This is a genomic window from Herbaspirillum sp. UBA812, from assembly GCF_002296545.1.
GTDB classification, from domain to species: Bacteria; Pseudomonadota; Gammaproteobacteria; order Burkholderiales; family Burkholderiaceae_D; genus Herbaspirillum; species Herbaspirillum huttiense.
The window spans coordinates 515-11,091 of the sequence record NZ_DBIC01000251.1 but is presented as its reverse complement, the minus strand read 5'-3'; the positions used below and the strand labels follow the sequence as shown (position 1 = coordinate 11,091).

Annotated in this window: 8 protein-coding genes and 1 pseudogene; 1 reads left to right on the top strand and 8 read right to left on the bottom strand. The window is 64.5% G+C overall.

The genetic code is table 11. The annotated features are described in order from the left end of the window. On the top strand, nt 1–1,851 hold a 1,851-nt coding region (locus B3873_RS16525; RefSeq protein ID WP_286867370.1), incomplete at its 5' end, for a TonB-dependent receptor. A 29-nt stretch (nt 1,852–1,880) separates the two neighbouring features. Here the strand turns inward: B3873_RS16525 and B3873_RS16520 are convergent. The 8 genes and pseudogenes from B3873_RS16520 to B3873_RS16485 all read right to left on the bottom strand — a co-directional run. Continuing rightward, nucleotides 1,881–2,873 carry a M48 family metallopeptidase gene (locus tag B3873_RS16520; RefSeq protein ID WP_286867368.1) on the bottom strand — a complete coding sequence of 331 codons (993 nt, stop codon included), beginning with the start codon at nt 2,871–2,873 and terminating at the stop codon, nt 1,881–1,883. A gap of 52 nt (nt 2,874–2,925) precedes the next feature. After that, the gene (locus B3873_RS16515) at nt 2,926–3,711 is read right to left on the bottom strand and encodes a lysophospholipid acyltransferase family protein (RefSeq protein WP_286867366.1); all 786 of its coding nucleotides are present in this window, start codon (nt 3,709–3,711) and stop codon (nt 2,926–2,928) included. A gap of 55 nt (nt 3,712–3,766) precedes the next feature. Continuing rightward, nucleotides 3,767–4,324, bottom strand: coding sequence for a D-glycero-beta-D-manno-heptose 1,7-bisphosphate 7-phosphatase (gene gmhB / locus B3873_RS16510; protein WP_286867364.1), 558 nt, complete (start codon nt 4,322–4,324; stop codon nt 3,767–3,769). A gap of 91 nt (nt 4,325–4,415) precedes the next feature. Further along, a complete protein-coding gene (glyS, locus tag B3873_RS16505; RefSeq protein ID WP_286867363.1) occupies nt 4,416–6,536 on the bottom strand; it encodes a glycine--tRNA ligase subunit beta in 2,121 nt (706 codons plus the stop codon). A gap of 74 nt (nt 6,537–6,610) precedes the next feature. Further along, the gene (gene glyQ, locus B3873_RS16500; RefSeq protein ID WP_039790129.1) at nt 6,611–7,528 is read right to left on the bottom strand and encodes a glycine--tRNA ligase subunit alpha; all 918 of its coding nucleotides are present in this window, start codon (nt 7,526–7,528) and stop codon (nt 6,611–6,613) included. A 120-nt stretch (nt 7,529–7,648) separates the two neighbouring features. Next, nucleotides 7,649–9,274 carry an apolipoprotein N-acyltransferase gene (gene lnt, locus B3873_RS16495; RefSeq protein WP_286867362.1) on the bottom strand — a complete coding sequence of 542 codons (1,626 nt, stop codon included), beginning with the start codon at nt 9,272–9,274 and terminating at the stop codon, nt 7,649–7,651. A 28-nt stretch (nt 9,275–9,302) separates the two neighbouring features. Next, nucleotides 9,303–10,181, bottom strand: a complete 879-nt coding sequence (locus tag B3873_RS16490) for an HlyC/CorC family transporter (RefSeq protein WP_286867360.1) — start codon at nt 10,179–10,181, stop codon at nt 9,303–9,305. A 209-nt stretch (nt 10,182–10,390) separates the two neighbouring features. Beyond that, nucleotides 10,391–10,577: pseudogene (locus B3873_RS16485) on the bottom strand (methyl-accepting chemotaxis protein); the annotation flags it as partial.

Genomic DNA, 10,577 nt, shown 5'->3' with positions numbered 1-10,577 from the left:
CTGGATGTCACCGCCGCTTGTGGCAACCAGATGAACGCACCCATGTCCTACATGCCGCCCGCGCAGGTCGGGATCACGCGCGTGATGGCCGGCATCACGCCGGTCAGCGTCGGTGGCGACAGCATCGGCGGCACCATCGAACTGGCGTCGCCGGCACCGCAGTTCGCGGCACAGCCCGGCGAGCTGTTGACCAAGGGGGGCTTCTCGGTAGCCGCACGCAGCGTCAATTCGGAAGTATCGGCGTCAGTGGAAGGGACGGTGGCCAGTGACAATCTCTCGGTGCATTACGTGGCCAGCCAGTCGCGGGCCGAGAGCTACGTCAACGGCCGTGGCGACAAGGTGCTGGGCAGCCAGTTCGAGAGCAACAACCACGCGGTGACGGTGGCCGCACGCGGTGACGGGCAGCAACTGGTGTTCAAGGCCGGGCAGCAATACATCCCCTACCAGGGCTTCCCGAACCAGTACATGGACATGACCGGCAACCGCTCCACCTTTGCCAACCTGGGGTATGAGCGCCGCTTCGACTGGGGCAAGCTGCTGGGCCGCGTGTACTGGCAGCGCACCGAGCATGAGATGGGATTCTTCAGCGCCGAACGCACCGGCACCATGCCCATGCAGACGCAGGGCCGTGATCTCGGCTACACGCTGCGCGCCGATATCGATCTCGCACCCGAGGGTCGCAGCGTACTGCGCGTGGGCAACGAGTACCACAGCTTCCATCTGGATGACGACTGGCCGGCCGTACCGGGCTCGATGATGATGGGCCCCCGGACCTATGTGAACATCAACGACGGCAAGCGCGATCGTTACGCCCTCTTCGCCGAGTGGGAAGGCAAGCTGAATGAACGTTGGAGCACGATCGTGGGTGTGCGCGACGAGCTGGTCAAGACCGATGCCGGCAACGTGCAATCCTACGGCACCAACATGATGAACATGGCTGACCTGACGGCGGCCAATGCCTTCAATGCCCGCGGCCACGCGAAGACCGACAACAACATCGACCTCACTGCACTGGCGCGCTTCGCGCCCGACGCCGGGCAGACCTGGGAGGTGGGCTATGCCCGCAAGACGCGTTCGCCCAATCTCTACGAGCGCTACACCTGGGGCCGCGGCACCATGGCCATGACCATGACCAACTGGTTCGGCGATGGCAACGGCTATGTCGGCAACATCGATCTCAAGCCGGAAGTGGCGCATACCCTCTCGGCCACCGCTGACTGGCATGCGTCCGACAAGGAGGGCAACGAGCCACGCTGGTTCTTCAAGCTGACGCCGTATTTCAGCTACGTCGAGAACTACATCGATGCCGATGTCATCGGTCGCTTCAATCCCTACAGCGTCAGCACCGCATCCGGTGCGCTGCTGCAATTCGCCAATCACGATGCCCGTCTGTATGGCATCAACGCCTCGTGGAAGTGGCCGCTGTTGCGCACTGCCGGAATGGGGGACATCGCCTTCACCGGCAAGGCCGGCCTCACGCGCGGCAAGCGTGTCGATGGCGGCAACCTGTATCACATGATGCCCTTCAACGTGCTGGCCGCGCTGGAGCAGCAGCAGGGCGCGTGGACCAACCGCGCTGAAGTGAATTACGTCGCACGCAAGACATTGGTGGACAGCAACCGCCTGGAGCCCGCGACTGCCAGCTATACGGTCTTCAACCTGCGCAGCAGCTATCAGTTCAACCAGGCCATCAGCGTCAGCGCAGGCATCAGCAATCTGTTCAATCGCAACTATGCGGATGCGCTGGGCGGGGTCTACCTGTCGGGATTGGCCAAGACCAAGAGCGGCAGCCTGCAAGCCTTGCCGGGCTACGGCCGTTCGCTGGACGTGGGTGTGAACGTGCGCTTCTGAGCGACTGGGGGAGGGCGGGGCCCGGCCGGTCAGAAGATCGGCATGGTCTCGGCTGCGCTGTCGCGCAAGGCTTTCTTGGCCGATTCGAATTCGGGGAAGATCGATTGCACCGTGGCCCAGAAGCGCGGGCTGTGGTTCATCTCGCGCAGGTGCGCCAGTTCATGCGCGATCACGTAATCGATCAGTGGCAGCGCGAAATGCATCAGCCGCCAGTTCAGGCGGATGCGCGCATCCGACGTGCAGGAGCCCCATTGCGTGGTGGCCGAGGACAGTGCGTAGGAGCGATATTGCACGCCCAGCTTCTCGGCATAGATCATGAGCCGCTTGCCGAACAGTTCTTCGGCGCGCGCCTGTAGCCAGCCCTGCACGCGATCCTTCAATTGCTGCTCGCCGGCGTCGGCCGGCAGGCTGATGTTGAGTTCGCGCGTGAGCTCGTCAAGAAACACCGCCTGCCGCTGGCCGGTGCGGATGCGCAGCGTGATGTCGGCACCCAGGTAGGGCAGGGTGGCGCCATCGCGCCATTGCATCTGCGGTTGCAGGCGGCGCGCCGAGCGCTCGCGGCGCTCGTTGAGTTTGGTCAGGATCCAGCGCTGCTTCTCGCGGATGGCGTTGTCGATCTCGGCCAGCGTAACCCACTTGGGCGCGGTCACGCGCAGGCCTTCATCACTGACCAGGAAACCGATGGTGCGGCGCTTGGAACGCAGCAGCGCGAAATCGATGGTGTGCTCGCCCAGCTGGATGCGGCGCTTGCCGTCGGCCGGACGGGCCGTGGTCGGCGGGGCCAGCAGCGGGCTGGGAGGTGAGGGTGATGCGGGTGGTTCGGGAATCAGGGGCGGCGGCAGCGGAGCCGCATGGACGACCGGATGCGGCGTCACGATGAGCGGCGGCTGCACCGTCGGCGACGGCAGCGCCGGACCCGGATCGACGGGCGCCGCTGCCGGCGCAGCGGCGGGCGCGCCAAACAAATCCAGTTGCAGCGAGAGCTGGTCGGGATTGGGTTTGGGTTTGCGGAGCAGTATCAAGGCAGTCGCGGCGTCCTGTGTTGCTGTTGGCTAAGGAGTTGGCCGCGCGGCATTACTGCGATGCAGTCGTGGCGGCCGGCCGGGGCGCGCTGTTTTTGTAGACGTCCGGCGAAATCACGCGCATCTCGGATTCTATCCAATTTTCGACGCGCTCGTTCAATTCCTGGGGATTCAGGCCTTCCGGCGAAATCGGCTTGCCGATCGAGACCGTGATGACGCCCGGCTTCTTGACGAAGCCGCCCTTGGGCCAGCACTCGCCCGAGTTCACCGCCACCGGCACCACCAGCGTATTGGTTTCCACGGCCAGGCGCGAACCACCGGCCTTGTACTTGCCTTGCGAGCCCACGGCGGTGCGCGTGCCTTCCGGGAACATCATGATCCACTGGCCATCGCGCAGACGGCGGCGGCCATGTTCCAGCACCTGCGCAAAAGCGTCACGGCCTTTCTTGCGATCGATCGGGATCATGCGCAGCAGGGCGATGCCCCAGCCGAAGAAGGGCACGTAGGTCAGTTCCTTCTTGAACACGAACACCAGCGGACGCGGCATGTTGATGACGTAGAAGATGGTCTCCCAGGCCGACTGGTGCTTGGAGAGCAGGATCACCGGCGCATCGGGCAGGTTCTCGGTGCCGCGCATTTCGTAGCGGATGCCGCAGATCACGCGTGCGGTCCAGATCACGAAGACGTTCCAGCGTGAAGTCCACCAGTAGCGCTGGGCGTAAGGGAAGGGGGCCGACAGCAGGCAGGCGAAGGACCAGATGATGGTGGCCACGGCCATCAAGACCATGAAGATCACCGAACGCAGAATCAGGACAAGGCGCAAAATCGTTTCTCCCATGCCGAAGCATGTTGTTGTAATGAATGGGGTTGGCTGCGCGGTCGCAGCAACGGCACTATACCGAGACCCCGACCGGCGACTTCAGAATGAAATCAACCACTGCCGATAAATCCGGGAACACCAGCGTGCCCGGCGGCAAGCCGCCCTTGGCCTGGGTCTTCTCGCCCTTGCCGGTCAGCACCAGGTAGGGCGCACAGCCGGCCACATAGCCCGCCTGCAGGTCGCGCAGCGAATCGCCCACCGTCGCCACACCACCGCGCAGGCTGATGTTGAAGCGCTTGGCGATCTCGTGGAACATGCCCGGCTTGGGCTTGCGGCAATCGCAATTGTCATCGGCCGAGTGCGGGCAGAAGAACACCGCATCGATATCGGCACCGGCCTGCTGGGCCGCATTGTGCATCTTCTGGTGGATGGCGTTGAGGGTCTTGATGTCGAACAAGCCGCGCGCCACGCCGGACTGGTTGGTGGCCACCACCACGCGATAGCCGGCCTGGTTCAGGCGCGCGATCGCTTCCAGCGAACCCTTGATGGGGAGCCACTCGTCGGGCGACTTGATGAAGGCATCTGAATCCTGGTTGATGACGCCATCGCGGTCGAGAATGATCAGTTTCATTCCTGCTTTCCTTCATGAACACCGCCGCGCCAGGACAAGCCCGTGCGCGGCGGATCGGTGTTGCGTGTACGACAGCCGGTAGCGCGATGGATTACGCCGCCAGCTTGGAAATGTCGGCCACCTGGTTGAGCATGCCATGCAGCGATGCCAGCAGTGCCTGGCGATTCTTGCGCAGCTGCTCGTCCTCGGCATTGACCATCACGTCGTTGAAGAAGGCATCGACGTTCTCGCGCAGTTGCGCCAGGGCCTTGAGCGCACCGGCGAAGTCACCCGCTGCGTAGGCTGCCTGCACCTGCGGACGCGTGGTCTGCATGGCGGCGAACAGGCCTTGCTCGGCGGCTTCCTGCAGCAGGTTTTCCTGCACGGCACCGTGGGCGTCAATGGCCACGCCTTCGATCTTCTTCAGGATGTTGGTGATGCGCTTGTTGGCAGCGGCCAGGGCTTCGGCTTCCGGCAAGGCGGCGAAGGCTTGCACGGCTTGCAGGCGTTCCACCACGTTGTCCAGCACGTCAGGCTGCTGGGCCACCACGGCTTCCACTTCGTTCTGTGCAAAGCCGCGCTCGCGCAGCAGGCCGCGCAGGCGGTCGTAGATGAAGGCCTGCACGTCGGCGCGCGGATCCTTGAAATTGGCGTTGCCGGCGAACAGTCCCGCAGTCGCATCCAGCAAGGCGGTCAGCGACAGCGGCAGGCGCTTTTCGACCAGCATGCGCAGCACGCCCAGGGCATGGCGGCGCAGGGCGAACGGATCCTTGTCGCCGGTCGGCTGCAGGCCGATGCCCCAGATGCCGACCAGGGTTTCCAGCTTGTCGGCCAAGGCCACGGCGGTACCGGTGGCGGTGGCAGGCAGGGCGTCGCCGGCGAAACGCGGCTGGTAGTGTTCGGACGCGGCCAGCGCCACTTCATCCGATTCGCCATCATGACGCGCGTAGTACGTGCCCATGATGCCTTGCAGCTCCGGGAACTCGCCGACCATGTCGGTCAGCAGGTCGGCCTTGGCCAGCAGCGCGCCGCGCTCGGCTTGCTTGATGTCGCCGCCCAGCAGGCCGGCGATCTTGCCGCCCAGTGCCTGCACGCGCTCGGTGCGTTGCAGCTGGTTGCCCAGCTTGTTGTGGTAGACCACGTTGGCCAGTTGCGGCACGCGATCGGCCAGGGATTTTTTCTTGTCCTGCTCGAAGAAGAACTTGGCATCCGACAGGCGCGGACGCACCACGCGCTCGTTGCCGCCGATGATGTGTTCGGGGCGATCGGTCTCCAGGTTGGAAACGATCAGGAAGCGCGAACGCAGCTTGCCATCGGCGTCGGTCAGCGCGAAATATTTCTGGTTGGTCTGCATGGTCAGGATCAGGCATTCCTGCGGCACGGCCAGGAATTCATCCTCGAACTTGCATTCGTAGACCACCGGCCATTCCACCAGCGCGGTGACTTCGTCCAGCAGCGAATCCGGCATCAGCACCTGGTCACCGCCGGCCTTGGCCAGCAGCGCAGTGCGGATCTTTTCGCGGCGCTCGGTGAAGCTGGCGATGACCTTGCCTTGCGTGGCCAGTGCCTCGACGTAGGCATCGGGCGAGGCGATCTGCAGCACACCCGAGGACAGGAAGCGATGGCCCAGCGTGGTACGGCCGGCATCCAGGCCCAGCGTATTGATCGGCACCACGTCGTTGCCCAGCAGCGCCACCAGGTAGTGCGCGGGACGCACGAAGTGCACCGTCTCGCCGGCCGCGCGGCCGAACTGGCGCTGATAGCTCATGACCTTGGGGATGGGCAGCTTGGACAGGCTCTCGTCGAGCGCAGCCTGCAGGCCCACGGCCAGGGCCGAACCCTTGGCGGTATAGGTGTAGAAGAAGCTCTCGGCCTTGCCATCCTGGGCGCGTTCCAGCTGGTCCGGGGTGATGACGGTGGCACCGGTGGAGGCGGCCAGTGCGGCCAGCTTCTTCACCAGCGGAGCCGACGGGCGGCCTTCGGCGTCCAGTGCGACGGTCACCGGCAGCACTTTTTCGCGGATCGATTTGTCCGGCGAGGCGGCGCGCACTTGCGTGATGGCGACGGCCAGGCGGCGCGGGGTCGCGTAGGCGGTGGCGGCAGCGCCGGCGTCGAGATAGCCGCGGCTTTGCAGGCCATTGAAGATGCCATTGGCGAAGGCATCGCCCAGCTTGGCCAGCGCCTTCGGCGGGAGTTCTTCGGTGACGAGTTCTACGAGGAGTGTCTGGTTCATGTTGTCTGTCTTGCTGTCTTGCTCGGGACACCGGTCAAGTCAACCGGTGCCGCATGATGTCGTGTTGCTGCGTCTCAGGCGGCCGCTTGTGCCGGTGCCTGGCCCAGCATCGGGAAGCCCAGGCGCTCGCGCGATTCGAAGTAGGCCTGCGCCACCGCCCGCGAAAGATTGCGGATGCGGCCGATGTAGGCGGCGCGCTCGGTGACCGAAATGGCGCCACGGGCGTCGAGCATGTTGAAGGTGTGGGCGGCCTTGAGCACCTGTTCATACGCGGGCAGGGCCAGCGGCACTTCCATCAGGCGCTTGGCTTCGGCTTCGTAGTTGGTGAACAGCGAGAACAGGAAGTCGGTGTTCGAGTACTCGAAGTTGAAGGTGGATTGTTCCACTTCATTCTGGTGGAACACGTCGCCATAGGTCAGGTGCTTCTTGACGCCGTTCTCGGTCCATTCGGTCCAGACCAGGTCATAGACGTTTTCCACGCCCTGCAGGTACATGGCCAGGCGCTCGATGCCGTAGGTGATCTCACCCAGCACCGGCTTGCAGTCGAGGCCGCCGACCTGCTGGAAGTAGGTGAATTGCGTCACTTCCATGCCATTGAGCCAGACTTCCCAACCCAGGCCCCAGGCGCCCAGGGTGGGGTTTTCCCAGTCATCCTCGACGAAGCGCACGTCGTTTTGCTTCAGATCCAGCCCCAGCGCCTCCAGCGAGCCCAGGTACAGGTCCAGAATGTTTTCCGGCGCCGGCTTCAGGACCACCTGGTACTGGTAGTAGTGCTGCATGCGGTTGGGGTTTTCGCCATAGCGGCCATCCTTGGGACGGCGCGAAGGCTGGACGTAGGCGGCGCGCCACGGTTCCGGGCCGATCGCGCGCAGGAAGGTTGCCGTGTGCGAGGTACCCGCGCCGACTTCCATGTCGTAGGGTTGCAGCAGTGCGCAGCCCTGGGCGTCCCAATATTCTTGCAACTTGAGGATGATTTGTTGAAATGTCAGCATCGTGTGTGGTGGCCTGGCGAACCGGCGGAGGAATTGCGAAAACCTTGAATTTTAGCGCCTTTTGGGGCGTTTGACCCGGTTTTGCCAGGGCGCGGCACTGCCGGGCCCTGGCATCGGAGATCAGTGGCGAATGCGCGCGGCCTTGTTGCGGCCCCAGGCCAGCAGCAGCATCAGCAGCGCCAGCCCGACGATGAGCTTGTTGCCCAGCAGAATGTAGGGGGTCTGGCCGCCATAGCCCTGCACCTGGCCGGAGAGCACGCCGCGCGTGTAGGGCGGCAGTTCGCTGACCGCGCCGCCCGGCAGGATCACCGCCGTGGCCCCGGTATTGGTGGCGCGCAGCATCGGGCGGCCGGTTTCCAGCGTGCGCATCTGCGAGATCTGCAGGTGCTGGGGCAGGGCGATCGAATTGCCGAACCAGGCAATGTTGGACAGGTTCAGCAGCAGGCTGGCCTGCGGCTGGCCGGCACGGTAGGCAGCGCGCAGCTGGCCGGCGATTTCTTCGCCAAACAGATCTTCGTAGCAGATGTTGGGCAGCACCCACTGGTCCTTCACGCCGAAGGGCGACTGCACCGGCGCGCCGCGCGTCATGTCGCCCAGCGGGATGTGCATGAGGTCGACGAACCAGCGGAAGCCCGGCGGGATGAATTCGCCGAAGGGCACCAGATGGTGCTTGTCGTAGCGGTAGGGCATCAAGGCCGATCCCACTCCGGGGCCGAAGCCCAGCACCGAATTGGCATACAGCTGCGGGCCATCGGAGAGCGGAATGCCCAGCGCCAGATGGCTGCCGCTCTTTTGCGCGAAGCGCGCGATGCGTTCCAGGTAATCCGGTGGCAATTGCTGCGGCAGCAGCGGGATGGCCGTTTCCGGGGTGGCGATCAGGTCGGCCGGGGCGGCGCTGATCATCTGTTCGTACATGCCCAGGGTGGAGACCAGGGCATCGTTGGAGAATTTCATTTCCTGCGGAATGTTCCCCTGCAGCAGGCGCACCGTGATCGGCTGGCCTTGTGGCGTGGTCCAGTGCATCAGCCGCAATGTCACACCGCCCGCGCACAGCAGGGCCGCAGCACACAGCGGCAGCACGATGCGCTGGCCAGTGCCAGCCACGCCCTTGCGCGAGAGACCCATCCACAGCAGCGCCAGGCTGCCCGCGATGAGCGCTGCGACCCAGCCGACGAAATAGACGCCGCCCACCGGGGCGAAGCCGGCCAGTGGACCAACCGTATGCGCATAGCCCGAAATCAGCCAGGGGAATCCCGTGAAGACCCAGCCGCGCGCCCACTCCGACAGCGCCCACAGCGCCGGCAGCATGAACAGCGCCAGCACCAGCGGCGAGGACGACCAGCGATGGCGCAGCCAGCCTGCCAGCGCGGTAGCCGCACCCGCATACAAGCCCAGATAGAGCGCCAGCAAGCCCACGGCCAGTGCCGCCATCCAGCCCGGCATGCCGCCGTAGTCATGCATGCTGATGTAGAGCCAGTGCACGCCCGCCGCTGCCCAGCCGAAACCGTACAGCCAGCCGCGCAGGAAGTGGCGGCCGGTGGAGGCTTGCGGTTGCGCCAGCACGCCATGGAACAGCCAGGCCAGGGCCAGGATCTGCAAGGGCCACAGCTTGAAGGGCGCGAAGGCGAAGACGTTGACCGCACCCGCTGCGACCGGCAGCAGCAGGGCCAGCACCGTGCCGAGGCGACCGCGCGCAGCGGTCGCGCCGCGCGGCAGCGGCAGGTCTTGGGAGGAGGGGGAAGTCACGGTTGCAACGGCAGGCAGGTCAGGCGATTCACTCGTCGTCCAGCGGTGCCGACGGCAGCTTGGACACCAGCAGCACGTGTACCTGGCGCGCATCGGCGCGCAGCACTTCGAAGTGCAGGCCATCGATGTCGAATTCGTCACCCTTGCGCGGCACGCGGCCCACGTGATTGGCGACCAGTCCGCCGATGGTGTCGGCGTCTTCGTCGGAGAAGCGGCTGCCCACTTCGGCGTTGAACTGCTCGATCTCGGTCAGGGCTTTCACGCGCCAGCGCGCGCCGTGCGGGCCATCCTTGAGGGCCAGCACATTGTCTTCGGCTTCATCGAAATCGTATTCGTCCTCGATGTCGCCGACGATCTGTTCCAGCACGTCCTCGATGGTGATGAGGCCGGCCACGCCGCCGTATTCGTCCACCACCACGGCCATGTGGTTGCGGTTGGCGCGGAAGTCGCGCAGCAGCACGTTCAGGCGCTTGGATTCGGGAATGAAGATGGCCGGGCGCAGCATGTCGCGCACGTCGAAGGATTCCTCGGCGTAGTAGCGCAGCAGGTCCTTGGCCAGCAGGATGCCGATCACCTTGTCGCGCTCGCCATCCACGGCGGGGAAGCGCGAGTGGGACGTGGCCAGCACTTCGGGCATCCAGGTTTCGATCGGTTTGGAAATGTCGATGGTGTCCATCTGCGAGCGCGGCACCATGATGTCGCGCACGGCCAGGTCGGAGACCTGGAACACGCCTTCGATCATCGACAGCGCATCGGCGTCGATGAGATTGCGCTCGTGTGCGTCGTGCAACACTTCGAGCAGTTCTGCCCGGTTCTCGGGCTCGGGGGAAATCAGTGCGGTGAGTCGTTCAAACAGGGAACGATGGGGTTTAGCGTCAGACTTGACGCTACTAGGGTGATCTTGCATGGCGTTAGGCGCGAGCCCGACGTAGTTTCGAAGAGCCATAGGATACAACAATTATGTGACAAGTCCACTAAAGGCCCGGCCACAGCGGCCTGCCGTCCCGCTTGCCTCTTGGAAATTCCGATGTCTTCACGCCATTTCACCGAGCAAAAAAAAGCCGGCATTTACGATGCCGGCAAATACACGCTCAGGGAAAATCTGCTGTCTGCGGCTCAGGCGTAGCTCAGGGCCGGCATCGCCGTGTCCTGGGAATATTGCACAGCGGCCTGCTGCGGGCCGCGCACTGCGGTCGGGCCAGCCTGCTCGGCCGTGAGCTTGAAGATGCTCACCACATCGGTCAGGGCCACGCTCTGTTGCTGCATGGAGGCGGCGGCCGCGGCAGCCTGTTCCACCAGGGCG

Coding starts and splice junctions, on each gene's coding strand:
- B3873_RS16515 (WP_286867366.1), bottom strand. CDS start 3,711: ATGGGAGAAACGATTTTGCGCCTTGTCCTGATTCTGCGTTCGGTGATC.
- gmhB (WP_286867364.1), bottom strand. CDS start 4,324: ATGAAACTGATCATTCTCGACCGCGATGGCGTCATCAACCAGGATTCA.
- glyS (WP_286867363.1), bottom strand. CDS start 6,536: ATGAACCAGACACTCCTCGTAGAACTCGTCACCGAAGAACTCCCGCCG.
- glyQ (WP_039790129.1), bottom strand. CDS start 7,528: ATGCTGACATTTCAACAAATCATCCTCAAGTTGCAAGAATATTGGGAC.
- B3873_RS16490 (WP_286867360.1), bottom strand. CDS start 10,181: ATGCAAGATCACCCTAGTAGCGTCAAGTCTGACGCTAAACCCCATCGT.